Source organism: Paenochrobactrum sp. BZR 201-1 (assembly GCF_044987585.2).
Taxonomy (GTDB): domain Bacteria; phylum Pseudomonadota; class Alphaproteobacteria; order Rhizobiales; family Rhizobiaceae; genus Paenochrobactrum; species Paenochrobactrum pullorum.
Genome location: NZ_JBJDRZ020000026.1, coordinates 19293 through 34247, shown reverse-complemented (window position 1 = coordinate 34247; position 14955 = coordinate 19293). Strand labels below are relative to the sequence as shown.

The 14955-nt window shown below is 50.3% G+C and carries 14 protein-coding genes; 8 read left to right on the top strand and 6 right to left on the bottom strand.

Features of this window, described 5'->3' with window-relative positions; all coding sequences use genetic code 11:
- Positions 1 to 100 precede the first annotated feature (100 nt).
- From paaK to paaG, 3 genes are read right to left on the bottom strand one after another with little or no spacing between them, the layout of a single operon-like run.
- Positions 101 to 1411, bottom strand: coding sequence for a phenylacetate--CoA ligase PaaK (gene paaK, locus ACI0FR_RS13670; RefSeq protein ID WP_404907738.1), 1311 nt, complete (start codon positions 1409 to 1411; stop codon positions 101 to 103).
- A gap of 60 nt (positions 1412 to 1471) precedes the next feature.
- Entirely contained in the window at positions 1472 to 1915 is a 444-nt protein-coding gene (paaI, locus tag ACI0FR_RS13665) for a hydroxyphenylacetyl-CoA thioesterase PaaI (RefSeq protein WP_374833466.1), read from the bottom strand.
- Positions 1912 to 2700, bottom strand: a complete 789-nt coding sequence (gene paaG / locus ACI0FR_RS13660; RefSeq protein WP_374833464.1) for a 2-(1,2-epoxy-1,2-dihydrophenyl)acetyl-CoA isomerase PaaG — start codon at positions 2698 to 2700, stop codon at positions 1912 to 1914. The genes paaI and paaG overlap by 4 nt, the downstream gene beginning before the upstream one ends.
- A gap of 107 nt (positions 2701 to 2807) precedes the next feature.
- Here paaG and paaN point away from each other — a divergent pair, with 107 nt between their 5' ends.
- From paaN to ACI0FR_RS13625, 7 genes are all read left to right on the top strand, one after another.
- Positions 2808 to 4451, top strand: a complete 1644-nt coding sequence (gene paaN, locus ACI0FR_RS13655) for a phenylacetic acid degradation protein PaaN (RefSeq protein WP_404907741.1) — start codon at positions 2808 to 2810, stop codon at positions 4449 to 4451.
- A 28-nt stretch (positions 4452 to 4479) separates the two neighbouring features.
- A complete protein-coding gene (locus ACI0FR_RS13650) occupies positions 4480 to 5634 on the top strand; it encodes an ABC transporter substrate-binding protein (protein WP_374833498.1) in 1155 nt (384 codons plus the stop codon).
- Positions 5635 to 5728: 94 nt separating this feature from the next.
- Positions 5729 to 6601: a branched-chain amino acid ABC transporter permease gene (locus ACI0FR_RS13645; RefSeq protein WP_343804916.1), complete on the top strand. Its 873-nt coding sequence runs from the start codon at positions 5729 to 5731 to the stop codon at positions 6599 to 6601.
- The gene (locus ACI0FR_RS13640) at positions 6601 to 7560 is read left to right on the top strand and encodes a branched-chain amino acid ABC transporter permease (RefSeq protein ID WP_374833460.1); all 960 of its coding nucleotides are present in this window, start codon (positions 6601 to 6603) and stop codon (positions 7558 to 7560) included. Before ACI0FR_RS13645 ends, ACI0FR_RS13640 begins: the two co-directional genes overlap by 1 nt.
- On the top strand, positions 7557 to 8345 hold the full coding sequence (locus ACI0FR_RS13635; protein WP_404907745.1) for an ABC transporter ATP-binding protein: 789 nt from the start codon (positions 7557 to 7559) through the stop codon (positions 8343 to 8345). Before ACI0FR_RS13640 ends, ACI0FR_RS13635 begins: the two co-directional genes overlap by 4 nt.
- The gene (locus ACI0FR_RS13630; protein WP_374833456.1) at positions 8332 to 9033 is read left to right on the top strand and encodes an ABC transporter ATP-binding protein; all 702 of its coding nucleotides are present in this window, start codon (positions 8332 to 8334) and stop codon (positions 9031 to 9033) included. Before ACI0FR_RS13635 ends, ACI0FR_RS13630 begins: the two co-directional genes overlap by 14 nt.
- Before the next feature lies 1 nt (position 9034).
- Positions 9035 to 10972, top strand: a complete 1938-nt coding sequence (locus ACI0FR_RS13625) for a 3-hydroxyacyl-CoA dehydrogenase NAD-binding domain-containing protein (RefSeq protein WP_404907748.1) — start codon at positions 9035 to 9037, stop codon at positions 10970 to 10972.
- A 59-nt stretch (positions 10973 to 11031) separates the two neighbouring features.
- Here the strand turns inward: ACI0FR_RS13625 and ACI0FR_RS13620 are convergent, their stop codons facing one another.
- Positions 11032 to 12516, bottom strand: coding sequence for a DHA2 family efflux MFS transporter permease subunit (locus ACI0FR_RS13620; protein ID WP_404907750.1), 1485 nt, complete (start codon positions 12514 to 12516; stop codon positions 11032 to 11034).
- A 63-nt stretch (positions 12517 to 12579) separates the two neighbouring features.
- Here ACI0FR_RS13620 and ACI0FR_RS13615 point away from each other — a divergent pair, with 63 nt between their 5' ends.
- The gene (locus ACI0FR_RS13615; RefSeq protein ID WP_374833450.1) at positions 12580 to 13149 is read left to right on the top strand and encodes a TetR/AcrR family transcriptional regulator; all 570 of its coding nucleotides are present in this window, start codon (positions 12580 to 12582) and stop codon (positions 13147 to 13149) included.
- A gap of 9 nt (positions 13150 to 13158) precedes the next feature.
- On the opposite strand, the gene ACI0FR_RS13610 is transcribed toward ACI0FR_RS13615, so the two are convergent.
- Positions 13159 to 13953, bottom strand: a complete 795-nt coding sequence (locus ACI0FR_RS13610; RefSeq protein ID WP_374833448.1) for an ABC transporter ATP-binding protein — start codon at positions 13951 to 13953, stop codon at positions 13159 to 13161.
- Position 13954: 1 nt separating this feature from the next.
- Positions 13955 to 14953, bottom strand: a complete 999-nt coding sequence (locus ACI0FR_RS13605) for a FecCD family ABC transporter permease (protein WP_374833446.1) — start codon at positions 14951 to 14953, stop codon at positions 13955 to 13957.
- Positions 14954 to 14955: the final 2 nt, after the last annotated feature.

The following is a 14955-nucleotide window of genomic DNA, read 5'->3' as shown; positions in this document are numbered from 1 at the left end:
TTCATCAGCAAAAGATAAGGGGGCTAAAATGCCCCCTGATATGATTATTAACTTTTCAAATCCAATTAGCCAAGTTGACTTAGCTATATTAGTAGGGCCATTATTCAACAGGGCGGTCATCCACAACGCGCTTGGCTTTGCCTTCAGAGCGTACCATAGAATGCGGATCTTTAACGACCACTTGTGCCGAAACACCAACAACGCTTTTGATATGATGTGAAAGTTCACGCGCTGATTTAGCACGCGCATCATCATCTGTCATATCGGTTGTGCATTCCACATGAACGGTCATGCAATCCATACGACCGGTACGGGTCAGTTGAATTTGGAAATGCGGTGCAAGACCAGAACATTTGAGAACCTGCTCTTCGATCTGGGTCGGGAACACATTCACACCACGCAAGATAATCATATCATCACTGCGGCCGGTGATTTTTTCAATACGGCGCATCGAGCGGGCAGTGCCCGGCAAAATGCGGGTCAAATCGCGGGTGCGATAACGAACCATCGGCAGTGCTTCTTTGGTGAGTGTGGTAAATACCAATTCACCCACCTGACCATCAGGCAGTACTTCACCGGTCACAGGATCAATAATTTCCGGATAGAAGTGATCTTCCCAAACATGCAGACCATCTTTGGTTTCCACACATTCCATCGCAACACCCGGCCCCATCACTTCCGACAGACCATAGATGTCGACAGCATGCATGTTAAAAGCATCTTCGATTTCTTCACGCATGGAATTTGTCCATGGTTCGGCTCCGAAAATACCTATTTCCAGCGAGCTCTTGCGCGGATCAAGCCCCTGACGACGGAATTCATCCAGAATGGAGAGCATATAGCTCGGCGTTACCATGATGATGCGCGGTCGGAAGTCATTGATCAGGGTGACCTGTCGCTCGGTCTGACCGCCGGACATCGGAATGACTGTGCAGCCCAAGCGCTCCGCACCATAATGCGCGCCGATACCACCGGTAAACAAGCCATAACCATAAGCATTATGCAGCATATCACCGGAGCGACCGCCACCGGCACGGATGGAACGGGCAATCAAATTTGCCCAATTATCAACGTCTGACTGCGAATAACCGACAACAGTCGGCTTGCCGGTTGTGCCGGATGAACCGTGAATACGCACAACCTTGTTCTGCGGCACTGCAAACATGCCGAACGGATAAGTGTCGCGCAGATCCTGCTTATAGGTAAATGGGAATTTGGAAATGTCGGAGAGTGTTTTCAACTCTTCCGGATGCACATCAGCTTCGATAAAACGCTTGCGGTAGAACGGGGAATTTTCATAGCAATGCTTCAATGAACGCTTCATGCGATGGAACTGCAACGCCTCGATTTCATCGCGTGATGCAGTTTCAATAGGGTCTAGGATCTTGGGATCCGGTGCCATCGCTGTCATAATAACCTCCCTAGGGTAATAACTTGATGCGGTGTCAGATGAGTGTCACGTCAAAGACATTCACTCGGGCACATGCGTTCCTTTAACGCTGCGCGACAAACCGCGAAATTCTGCAATATGCTCACCATCCTGATTGGAAACCCGAATATCATAGATGCCTGAGCGGCCGCGTCGGGAGACTTCACGCGCAACGGCTGTTAACCGATCCCCGATTTTCCCCGGATTGATAAAACTGACCGAACAACTTTGCGCTACAACGAGCTGATTATAGCTGTTGCAAGCAAACGCAAAAGCACTGTCAGCAAGCATGAAAATAAAACCACCATGACAATTACCATGGCCGTTCGACATGGTTTCAGTAAGTGTCATCGATAAAGTGGCAGTGCCTGGTGCAATGCTTTCCAGCGCCATGCCCAAATTCTGGCTGGCTTTATCGCCTGCCCACATCGCTTGTGCGGAGGCTTCAGCCAGTTCCTGCGGGGTCATATCTGCAACTTTTTTCATTTGCCCTTAAACTCCGCGGCACGTTTTTCCAAAAATGCGGTCACGCCTTCAGCATAATCAGCACTTTTACCGGCTTTTTGCTGGGCATCACGCTCCAGATCCAACTGCTGATCCAATGAATTGATGGCGGCTGACTGAATAAGTTGTTTGGTCAAACCAAGGCCGAAAGTAGCACCCTTGGCAAGTTTGCGCGCTGTCGCCAATGCTTCATCAAGCAATGTTTCATCATCAACAGCCTTCCAGATCAGCCCCCAAGAGGCTGCATCTTCCGCCGATAATGGTTCGGCCAGCATAGTCAGCGCCTTGGCGCGCGGCTCACCCAAAATACGGGTAAGATTAAATGTGCCGCCAGCATCGGGAATAAGCCCGATTTTGGAAAAAGCTTGAATAAAACGGGCAGATTTTGCCGCAAAAACAATATCACACGCAATGGCAATATTCGCGCCTGCACCAGCTGCAACACCATTCACAGCGCAAATAACCGGCTTGTTCAAAGCACGGATCAATCGCAATGTCGGATTATAAAAAGTTTCGAGCGTATTGCCCAAATCCGGCGCCGGCGTTCCTTTACGCGGATCGCGATCGCCTAAATCCTGTCCGGCGCAAAAACCACGTCCCGAACCTTTAATCAGTACTGCACGAACAGAATCATCATCATGCGCGCGCTGGATGCCGGCGCGCAGCGCCATGTGCATTTCTTCGTTAAATGAGTTCAGCTTTTCAGGGCGATTCAACGTCAAAGACAGAACGCCATCAGCCAGCTCTACAAGAACCGTATCCGACATATTTCAACTCCCTGCTCCATGATATTTGTGGAGCCCTCTTTTTTTTGTTGCATAAACTGACCGGCCGGTCAATAATAATATGAAGAACGAGGAGGAACGTTTTCACGATGTTTTGGGATCGCCATTTACCTACACTCAATGCTGCCGGTGCAGCACTGCTGGCCCGTGAGTTCTGGACACCATATCCGGAAGTCCCGTCCGGCAAGATCTATGGCGAAACTGCCCGTGACGACGGATTAGCAAGCTATCTGGCACTTCTCAATAAGCCTTTCGATATTGCCGGACACCCGGAAACTGCCCGTATCGGCGCCGAAGTTTCTCCTTATGGCGCAGCACTTGGGATCACCTATCCTGCAGCAGAACCACAAGTGCTAATTGATGCTGCCAATAAGATTGCTGACGAATTTGCCCGTTCTGATGTGAAAACCCGCATTGGTGCTTTGCTTGAAACTTTGGCGCGTATGAACGCACAAAGCTTCCTGATGGGCAATGCAGTGATGAACACCACCGGACAAGCTTTTCCGATGGCTTTTCAGGCTGGCGGCCCCCACGCACAAGACCGCGCTTTGGAAGCTATTGCTGCCGCTTGGGCAGAAATGCAGCGTTTTCCGTCACAGGCCATTTGGGAAAAGCCGCAAGGCAAACAAGCACCATTACGCCTTGAAAAACATTGGACACTGATTCCGTCCGGTCTGTCGCTGGCTATCGGCTGCAATACATTCCCGACATGGAATTCATTTCCGGGCATTTTTGCAAGCCTTGCCACCGGCAATCCGGTCATCATCAAACCGCATCCGTCGGCCGTGCTGCCTTTGGCACTAACCGTTAAAACATTGCGCGAAGTGTTTGTTGAAGCCGGTCTCCCAGCTGATGCCGTTCTTTTGGCGGTCGATTCAGTTGGCGCACCAATTGCCGATAAGCTCGCAAGCCACGATGATATCAAGCTGATTGACTATACCGGTTCCAATGCTTTTGGTGACTGGTTGCGTAAAAACGCTACCCAAGCCAAGCTTTTCACCGAAGAAGCCGGTATCAACACGATCACCATCGCAGGCACTGATAATTTCCAAGCCATGAGCGATAATCTGGCTTTTGCGCTGTCGTTATATTCCGGCCAGATGTGCACCGCACCACAGAATATTTATATTCCTGAGAGCGGCATCGAGACGGATGAAGGCCACAAAAGCTTTGATGAGGTGGCAAAAGGTTTGGCCGATGCGATTGACCGCCTTGTCGCTGATCCGGCACGCGCTGCTGCCATTTGCGGTGCTATTGCCAATCCCGCCACATTGAAGCGCGTAGAAAAAGCCCGTTCACTTGGCCGCATCATTCGTGATTCTGCGCCGCTCGATTATCAAAACAGCGCAACACCTTTGCTCATCGCCGTCGACGGCGATGATGAATCCGTAAACACCGAATGGTTCGGGCCGATCATGTTCCTTATTCCGGCCAAAGATGGCGATGCAGCCATTGAGACCGCATCCAGCCTCGCCCGTAAAAAAGGCGCCATCACTGCCGCTTTTTACGATACCAATGAGCCACGCATTCAACGGGCGGCAATCGCCTTTGCACACGGCGGTGTCAATCTGTCGGTTAATCTGACAGGCAATATCTTCGTCAACCAGTCAGCAGCCTTCAGCGATTTTCACGTTACCGGTGCCAATCCTGCAGGAAATGCTTGCTTAACCGATACAGCATTTGTTGCCAGCCGTTTTCACCACGCCATGTGGCGCCGGCCGGTGACTGAGTAACAAACACTCTGGGAGGAGTATCCTTATGATGAACTTTCTGAAAGCAACTGTTCCGGCCGCTGTTATTGCCCTTGCAATGGCAGGTGTGGGGACAGGTGCAGCGCACGCCGAAATCCGTATCGGTGCATCCGTTTCCGCCACCGGCCCTGCGGCTTTCCTTGGCGATCCGGAATTTAAAACACTGGAAATGCTGGTTGCCGAACTCAATGAAAAAGGCGGCATCAATGGTGAGAAAATCAAGCTTATCATGTATGACGATGGTGGCGACGCCAACAAAGCGCGCACTTTTGCCACCCGTCTGATTGAAGATGACGAAGTGGTTGCCATCATCGGCGGCACCACCACCGGCACCGCCATGTCGATTTTGTCAGTTGCAGAAGATGCTGAAATTCCTTTCATCGCCCTTGCCGGTGCAATTGAAATCATTCAGCCAGTGCGTCCTTACACCTTCAAAACACCCCATACCGACCGCATGGCTTGCCAGAAAATCTATGAAGATATGGGCAAGCGCGGCATCAGCAAAATCGGTATGATTTCCGGCACCGACGGTTTTGGTGCTTCGATGGAAGCCCAGTGCAAAAACGTAGCGCCAGATTATAAAATCGACATCGTCATTGACGAAACCTATGATCCAAAAGACGCGGACATGACCGCCCAGCTGACCAAAATCCGCAATGCGCCGGGTGTGCAGGCTGTGCTCAATCCGGGCTTTGGTCAGGGGCCTTCGATTGTAACGCGTAACTATCATCAGCTCGGCATCGAATTGCCGATGTACCAGTCACATGGCGTTGCCTCTTCAGGCTTTATCAAACTGGCAGGCGAGAAAGCTGCCGAGGGCTTGCGCCTTCCCGGCACAGCCCTTTTGATCGCAGATCAGCTTGATGCAAGCGACCCGCAGCAGCCGCTCGTCACCGCTTATAAGGCAAAGTTTGAAGAACGCTATAAAATGCCGGTCGATACATTCGGCGGCTACGCTCATGATGCCTTCCTGATCGTTACCGACGCAATTACCCGAGCCGGTTCTGCCGAACCGCAGGAAATCCGTGACGCGATTGAAAAAACCAGTGGTCTGGCCGGTGCGACAGGTATCTACACCTTCTCGCCAGAAGACCATCTCGGCCTTGATCTGACAGCTTTCCGTATGCTCCAGATTAAAGACGGCGGTTGGTCTGTAGCCGAATAAAACTGACATCAGCATCCTGCCTGCGCCTTTGATTAGTCACAGGCGGGATCATGTCATCCGGCCTGTTATTTCTCCATCCAGACGCGGAGAGCTCATGTCAGAGTTTATGCAATTTCTTTCTTCAGGGGTAACTGTTGGCGCCGTTTATGCGCTGATCGCCCTTGGCTTCACGATCATCTACAATGCTTCCGATGTGGTCAATTTTGCTCAGGGCGAATTTGTCATGTTGGGTGGCATGATCACATGGGCAGCTTATGCAGCGGGTTTGCCCCTGCCGTTGGCCGCTCTGATTGCCATTGTTCTGACAGCGGCACTCGGCGTTGCGATCAATAAATTCGCAATCGAACCGGCGCGTGGTGCGCCTGTTGTTTCACTGATTATCATTACCATCGGTGCTTCCGTTTTCATCCAAGGCGCGGCACAGATCATCTTTGATAAGCAGATCCATAGTTTTCCGGCTTTCTCCGGTGACAAACCACTCAACTTCTTGGGCGCGACCATCCAGACCCAGAGCTTGTGGGTTATCGGCGGTGCTTTGGTGGTCTTTATCGGCCTGTGGCTTTTCTTCACACGCACCCTGTTGGGGCGCGCAGTTCTTGCCACGTCCAATAATCGTCAGGCCGCGCAATTGGTCGGTATCAACACCACTTTCATCATGACGCTTTCTTTTGCACTGTCGGCTGGTATCGGTGCACTGGCGGGTGTTCTTGCCACACCAATCACCCTTGTTGCCTATAATGTCGGCATCGGCTTTGCGCTCAAAGGGTTTGCCGGTGCCATGCTGGGCGGCATGGGCAATCCGAAAGGTGCTCTCGCCGGTGGTTTTTTGATCGGTCTCATTGAAGCAATGACGGCCGGTTATATTTCCTCCACCTACAAAGAAGCTGCCGCCTTTATCGTTATTTTGCTGGTGCTATTCCTGATGCCGCAAGGCCTCTTCGGCAAGAAAACCACGGAGCGTGTCTGATGTCATTCATTTCACGCAAAAACACCACCCTATTGGTGCTTTTCGCACTGATTGCGCTGGCACCGTTCTTCTTTCCGTCCGGTTTTTATTTCCGCATCGGTGCTATGGTTTTCGTCAATAGCCTTGCTGTGCTCGGCATTGTCATCCTCACCGGTTATGCGGGTCAAATCAGCCTTGGTCATGCCGGTTTTGCCGGTATTGGCGGCTATGCCTGTGCTTTGGCACCTATTCATTTAGGCATTCATCCGGGCGTTGCCGTATTTTTGGGCGCGGCTATTTCTGCGATTATGGCTTATCTGGTTGGGCGTCCAATTTTGCGCCTCAAAGGTTATTATTTAGGCGTTGCCACCCTTGGCTTTGGCATTTTGATCTCAATGGTTTTGAGCAATGAACGCAATCTTACCGGCGGGCCTGACGGTATGTCGGTGCCGGAACTGGGCTTGCGTGCTGGCTTGAAAAATATCGGTATCAACCTGACAAATGGTGAGTTCTGGTATTATTTCTGCGGTTTCGTGTTGCTGATCGGTGCATGGATTGTGCTCAATCTTTATAACAGCCCAATGGGACGTTCATTACGTGCGCTGCACGGCTCGGAAATTGCCGCCCGTACTGTCGGCATTGATGTGGCACGTTATAAATTGCTGGCCTTTGTTATTTCAGCCGTTTTTGCCTCCGTTGCCGGTTCGCTGATTGCATTGCAAAATAAATTCATCACCCCTGATATTGCCGGCTTCATGCATTCGATTGAAATGGTGACCATGGCCGTTCTTGGTGGTGCAGCTTCAGTGCTGGGTGCAATTTTGGGCGCAGCCATTTTAACAATTCTGCCGCAAGTCCTCACCGTTTTTGCCGAATATGAACAGCTGATTTTAGGCTTTGTGATGATGTTGGTGATGATCTTCCTGCGTGAAGGTTTACTGCCATCCATCGTCCGCAAATTCAAGGGAACCGGCGAATGACCCTGCTCTCAGTTGAAAATTTAGGCATCAGCTTTGGTGGTCTGAAAGCGGTTGACAATGTCAGCTTTCAGGTCAAACAAGGTGAGATCACATCCGTCATCGGCCCTAATGGTGCAGGTAAAACAACACTATTCAATATGATCTCCGGTATTTATCAACCTTCTCAAGGCCGTGTAGTTTTGAAAGGTGAAGATATTACCGGAATGCGTCCCGATTTGCTGGCGCGTCGCGGCATGTCACGCACCTTCCAAAATCTGCAAATCTTTCAAAATATGACCGTGATTGAAAACGCTATTGCAGGTTTTCATTTGGCCGAACGTGGCTCCGTCATAGCGGATTTGCTTAGCCTGCCAGCCTCCCGCCGACGTGCCACCAAAGCGCACGAAGGCGCGATGGAACTGTTGAAAAAAGTCGGACTTGAGCGCGCCGCTGAACGGGAAGCGGGAAACCTTTCCTATGGCTCGTTGAAACGTCTTGAAATTGCCCGCGCATTGGCTCTCAATCCGGCAGTACTGCTGCTGGATGAACCGGCTGCTGGTTGTAACGCCGTTGAAACCGATGAAATCGACCAGCTGATCGCCGATGTGGCAGCGTCAGGTGTCGCGATTTTGCTGGTGGAACATGACATGAAAATGGTGATGCGTATTTCCAATCATATTGTCGTTCTCGATCATGGCCAGAAGCTGACCGAAGGCTTGCCAGCCGAGGTCAGCCGCAATCCGGCAGTGATTGCCGCATATCTTGGCGCAGATTTCAACGAGGAGGCCGCCCATGCTGACCGTTGAGGGCTTACGCTCACGTTACGGGCGTATAGAAGTTTTACACGGCATCAATCTCACCGTCGATTCCGGCGAAATCGTAACCGTTGTGGGCGCCAATGGTGCAGGTAAAACCACATTATTGCGCTGCCTTTCCGGCTTGCAGCCGGTATCGGAAGGCTCGATCCATTTCCGTGGTGAGACCATCACTAATCTGGCAGCATTTCGTCGCCCGTCCCGCGGGCTGACACAATCGCCTGAAGGACGGCAGATATTCACCAATCTTTCGGTGGAAGAAAATTTGCGTCTTGGCGCATTTTTGTTCCGTGACGATCAGGTGGAAAAAGATATGGCAGATGCTTTTGCCATGTTCCCGATCCTGAAAGAAAAGTGCAATTTGCCAGCCGGTGGTCTTTCCGGCGGCCAGCAACAAATGCTTGCCATGGCGCGCGCCCTAATGGGTCGTCCGGCTTGTTTGCTTCTGGACGAGCCTTCCATGGGGCTTGCCCCCATTATCGTCCAGCAGATTTTTGATGTGGTCAGCAATTTGAAAACTTTGGGCGTCACCATTTTGCTGGTGGAACAAAACGCCTATGGTGCTTTGAAAATTGCCGATCGCGGTTATGTGATGGAAACCGGTAACATCACCATGCAGGGATCTGCCGAAGAGCTGATTGCAGATCCGAAAATCCGGGAAGCTTATTTGGGAATTTGATATGTCTGTGACCATTGCCCGCGACGAAAATATCGCCATTGTAACGGTTGATAATCCACCGGTTAACGCACTCGGCCAAGCCTTGCGCCAAGGCCTTTGGGATGCGGTAGAAGCGCTGGATCAAGACCCTCAGGTAGAAGCCGTTGTGCTGATTTGTGCTGGTCGTACTTTTATCGCGGGCGCAGACGTGCGTGAATTTGGCTTAAGTCCACAGCCACCACATTTGCCTGATGTGGTGGCAAAAATCGAAAATGCACAAAAACCATGGATAGCTGCCATTCACGGTTCAGCCCTTGGTGGTGGCTTGGAAGTGGCACTGGGCTGCCGTTTTCGTGTCGCTGTTGCAAGTGCATCCCTTGGTTTGCCGGAAGTCACATTAGGTGTCATTCCGGGAGCATCCGGCACTGTGCGCACACCGCGTCTTATCGGTCTGGAAAAAGCGATCGTCATGGTCACTTCCGGCAAGCCGATACGCGCGGAACAAGCACAAAAAGACGGGCTGATTGATGCCATTATCGACGGTGACTTGCAAGAAGGTGCAGTGAATTTTGCCCGTAGCGCCATCAAACAAGAGCTTCCAAAAGTCTTGTCACAGCGTGCAGCACCGCAAGCAGATGAGGCATTCTGGGAGGCTCAAAAAACGTCAGTGAAGAGGACTGCCAAAGGTGCGAGTGCGCCTTTGCTGGCACTGGAATCCATTCGTCAAAGCACACTTCTGCCTTTTGATGAAGCAATGGCTTTTGAGCGCAAAACATTTTTAGAGCGTCGCGATTCCAAAGAGGCCGCAGCCCTGCGCCGCATTTTCTTTGCCGAACGCAATGCAACCAAGCCGGATTTTGTCAAAGACATCACGCCAATCGAGATTAAAAAAACAGCCGTTATCGGTGGCGGCACTATGGGCGCAGGCATCGTGATGACACTTAGCAATGCCGGTTATCCGGTGGTTCTGGTCGAGCAGGATGCGGAAGCGGTTGAACGTGGTTTGGCTAATGTTCAAAAGATCATTGACGCTAGCGTCAAGCGCGGTATTTTGAGCGAAACTCAAGCCGTAGAGCGTTTGAACAGCATCAAAGGCACCAGCGATTATGCTAAACTGGCCGATGTCGATCTCGTTATCGAAGCGGTCTTTGAAAAAATCAATGTCAAGCGCGATGTGTTTGCCAAGATTGGTCAAGCCTGCCGTGCCGATGCTATTCTAGCCACTAACACCTCTTACCTTGATCCAAGTGACATCGCAAAAGATTTGCCACATCCGGAACGCTTTATTGGACTGCATTTCTTCAGCCCTGCCCATGTGATGAAGCTGATGGAAATCGTGCCGACACCGGACACCTCAGAACCGGTGCTGGCGACCGCTTTTGCCATTGCCTCAAAGCTCAAAAAAATACCTGTACGCGCCGGTATTTGTGAAGGTTTTATCGGCAATCGCATTTTGAAACGCTATCGCGCAGCCGCGGAGAACTTGCTGCGCAAAGGCAATACAATCGCCGATATCGATGCTGCAATGCGCGGCTATGGTCTCGCTATGGGGCCTTTTGAAGCACAGGATATGGGCGGCCTCGACATTGCCTATTTGCAGCGTGAAGGTGCGCGCACGACAGGCGCTGATGTGCCGGAAACTTTGGGCGATATTCTTGTGCGTTCTGGACGTAAGGGACAAAAAACCCAAGGCGGCTGGTATGATTATGTGGAGGGAGAGCGTAAAGGTCGTCCTTCAACACAGGTTGATGAATTGCTCAAAAATGAAATCAGTGCTGAGCAGCCATTATCACTTAAAACAATTGCTGAAACACTGGTTGATGAAATGGCAGACGAAGGTCAGGCCATTCTTGATGAAGGGATTGCCCTGAGTGCTGTGGACATTGATCTGGTCAAAATCCACGGTTACGGCTTTCCGCGCTGGCGCGGCGGGCCAATGTTTGCCAGCAACAAAGCTTAAAAATATAAAAGGCTCCAAGGATATTCTCTGGAGCCTTTTTTAAAACATAGCTGTTGAAATTAACGAGTTCTGCTCAAGCGGTAAACGCCAAATGCAGTCATGAAAACACAAACAGCCGCCACCGCAATTACCGACACAAATGCCTGATCAAATGCTTGATAGGCCTGCGTGAGCAATATGCTCACCTGATCAGCGTTTAAGGTTTCAGCCACCAGTTTTGCCCCATCAAGACTGTCGGTTGCAGCCTTCGCATGTGATGGATTTTGCGCCGCGAAATCCGGCAATACCAAGCTCATACTATAGATTGCCGTCATCAAGCTGCCCATCACCGTTACACCAATGGAGCCGCCAAGTTCATAGGAAACCTCTTCAATAGAAGCAGCCATACCTGCTTTGTCGGCTGATGCATTACCCATAATGGCGGTGGATGCGCCTGTCATGGCAGCACCAACGCCAAAGCCTACAATCATCAATGGCAGCAACCAGATCATGCTCTCCATTTTGAAGCTTGCGAGATATAGAACAATCCCGATGCCTGTCATGCCGAGTGACAAAAACAAAGCTCTGGCTGTGCCGACACGGTTCATAAAAAAGCCCATCAAAGGTGCTGCTACAAAAGCGGATAATGGTATCGGCAAGATCAAAAGACCTGCTTGCAAAGGGGAGTAGCCCGAAACCAGTTGCAAACGTTGTGTGAAAACCAATTCAACCCCTACCAATGAGGCAGAAGCAACAGAAGCAGTTAAAACACCCGATGAAAATTTGGTGTTTTTGAACAGTTGAAAATCAAGCAGTGGTTCGCTGCGCTTATTCTGGCGTTTGACAAAAATCACCGCCGCGATCAATCCGATCACCAAAGCACCTGCAAAGAGCAACAGATCACGATCCGGTTTGCCCAGTTCTTTTAAGGCAAAGGTTAATGCAATCAAGGCCAGCATAATCTGCACAGAGCCGACAAAATCCCATGCGCGATCTTTATTGCCACCGCGTTTTTCCAACACAATCAGTCCGACAATAAATGCAACAATAACGACCGGCACATTGATCAAGAAGACCGATCCCCACCAGAAATATTCAAGCAGTACGCCGCCAACGACAGGGCCAATTGCGGCGCCTCCGGCGGCAATTGAGCTCCAGATGCCAAGAGCTACCGCACGTTCTTTTTCATCCTGAAAGGTAATGCGGATGATTGACAAAGTGGCAGGCATCATCATCGCCGCGCCAACGGCCAGACCAATACGTGCAGCAATTAAAAAATTGGCCGTCGGCGCAAAGGCAGCCGCAGTTGATGCAAAGCCGAACACAATGAGACCAGACAGAAACATTGTCCGGTGACCGATGCGGTCACCCAAAGTGCCGGTTCCAGGTAAAAGACCCGCCACCACCAGCGGATAAGCGTTGATGATCCATAATTTTTGCGAAGCGCTGGCATGCAGATCATGCGTCAAGCGCGGCAATGCTGTGTAAAGCACGGTCATATCAACAACAATCAGCAGCAAGGCACAGGAAACAACAGCCAGTACGATCCAGCGATTATTCGTCATTTTTCAATACCATTCATAAAAAAACTACTTGTATCATGCAGCGCTTAATTTAAATCCTCTTGTATGGAAACTAAAAAATTCAAAAAAATCGGCCGCCCGCGGGTGGTTGACCGCAATAAGGTGCTCGATGCTGCTGAACATCTGTTGGTGGAAGGCGGGATCGAAGCCCTCACCATGGATAATGTCGCACGTGAGGCTGGTATTACCAAGGGTGGTGTACAATATTGTTTCGGCAATAAATATGGTCTGATGCGCGCTATTATTAATCGCTGGAGCTATATATTTGATGCCAAAGTCTCTGCTTATAAGCAAGGTGCCACTGACCCTCAAAGCCATGTGATCGCTCATATTAAGGCTACACGTGATGGCGAGCAGATGGATGATTCCCGATTTTCCGCTATGATGGCAAGCCTTGTTCCCAATAGCGAACAGCTGGAAGAAAGCCGGAAATGGTATAGTAGCCAATTGCAGGGGCTCGACATGAGCAACCCTGCCGACCGCATGGCGCGATTGGCTTTCATTGCCTGTGAAGGCGCATTTTTATTGCGCAGCTTCAATCTCTTTGCTTTTACAGAAAGTCAGTGGCAAGAAATCTATGATGATATTGAAGTGCTGATGAAGTCTGAAGAGTAAGAATAAAACCTATTTCAAACATGTTCCGAAAGGAATGCACACCGGTTTTCCAGTGCGTGGATCTTCAAAAAAATCCGCCTCCACGCCGAATACATCACGCAGAACATCAGCACACATAATATCATTGGCACTGCCTTGACTCACGATTTTACCCTGTTTGATCGCAATAATATGATGCGCAAAACGCGCTGCTTGGTTCAAATCATGCAATACCATCACGATGGTTTTCTGTTGATGTTGATTGAGCCTTTCCAGAAGCTGCATCACTTCCAGCTGATGCGCCATATCTAAAAAAGTCGTAGGCTCATCCAGCAGAATAATATCGCTGTCTTGCGCAAGAGCGACTGCAATCCATACCCGTTGCCGCTGGCCACCCGATAGCGAACCGACCGCTCTTTCACTCAATTGAGTGAGATTGGTTAAAGCCAAAGCATCGCTTATTTTTTGTTTATCGAATTTGCTTAAAGTGCCAAAACCCGTTTGCCATGGATAGCGCCCGTAAGCGACCAGATCATAGGCCTTCAAACCTGCAGGCGCTTCGGGAGCCTGCGCTAAAACCGCCATTTTGCGGGCAATCGTTTTAGCGTTAAAATTTTTCATCTCTTGCCCTTCCAGCAGTACTGTGCCACCGGTCGGTTTCAAAATCCGAGCCAAATTTTTTAAAATCGTGCTTTTGCCTGAACCATTTGCACCAACTAGAGCCGTAATTTTTCCCTGCATCACTTGCAAATTCAAGCCGCTGATAATCTCGGTTGCGTCATAGGAAAAACTCAGATTTTTGGTTTCCAAGATCATTTTTCCCATGTTAACGCCCTATCCGCATCAATAAATAAAGAAAATATGGAGCGCCGATCATGGCACAGAAAATACCTGCCGGTATCTCGACAGGTGCCAGCAAAGTGCGCCCCAATGTATCGGCAAAAAGCACCAAAATCGCCCCGCAAAGCGCACAAGCCGGAAGTAACAAAGCATGACGTGCACCAACCAGCCGGCGGCACATATGCGGTGCTAGTAATCCGACAAAACCAATGCCGCCGGTCACTGCCACACTGGCGCCCGTCAGAGCAACTGCAATCACCATCATCAGCAAGCGTTGCCGCTGAACATTGACCCCCAAACCGATGGCTGTTTCATCACCGAGCGCAAGAATATCCAGTACCTTCACCCGTAATGCCAATAGAGGCAACAAAATAACAAACCACGGCAATAACAGTGCGATATCTTTATAATTTTTACCGGACAGACTACCGGCCAACCACACCACGGCCTGATCATAGAGACTGCGATCAAGACGCATTGCCAGTACAAGTGTTAATGCACCCAAGCCCGCATTGACGGCTATACCGGTTAGCAAAATCCGCGCTGATGTCGCCACACCTTTCTTATGCGCCAAGATATAAATCAAAGCTGCCGAAACAGCCGCCCCAAAAAAGGCTGCCCAAGGCCGCCATTGGCCGGAAATAAATACCCCTTGCTGTTGCGTATAAAGCAAAAGGATAATGACAAATCCGGCACCGGCGCTTAAACCCAGCAATCCCGGATCGGCCAAATCGTTACGGAAAATTGCCTGCAAAACCGCACCCGATAAGGCCAAACCGCAACCGGTCAGGATCGCCAGCAGCAAACGTGGTACTCGCATGGAAAATAATACCAGTTCTTGCTGTGGTGAACCTTCACCAACAGCAATCATATAAAGTTCGCTCAAGCGTAACGGATAAGAACCGGCATTAAGGCTGACCAGCATAATTGCGGCTAAAACCGCCACCATCAAACATAAGATAATTTCAAAGCGTACCGCATGCATGA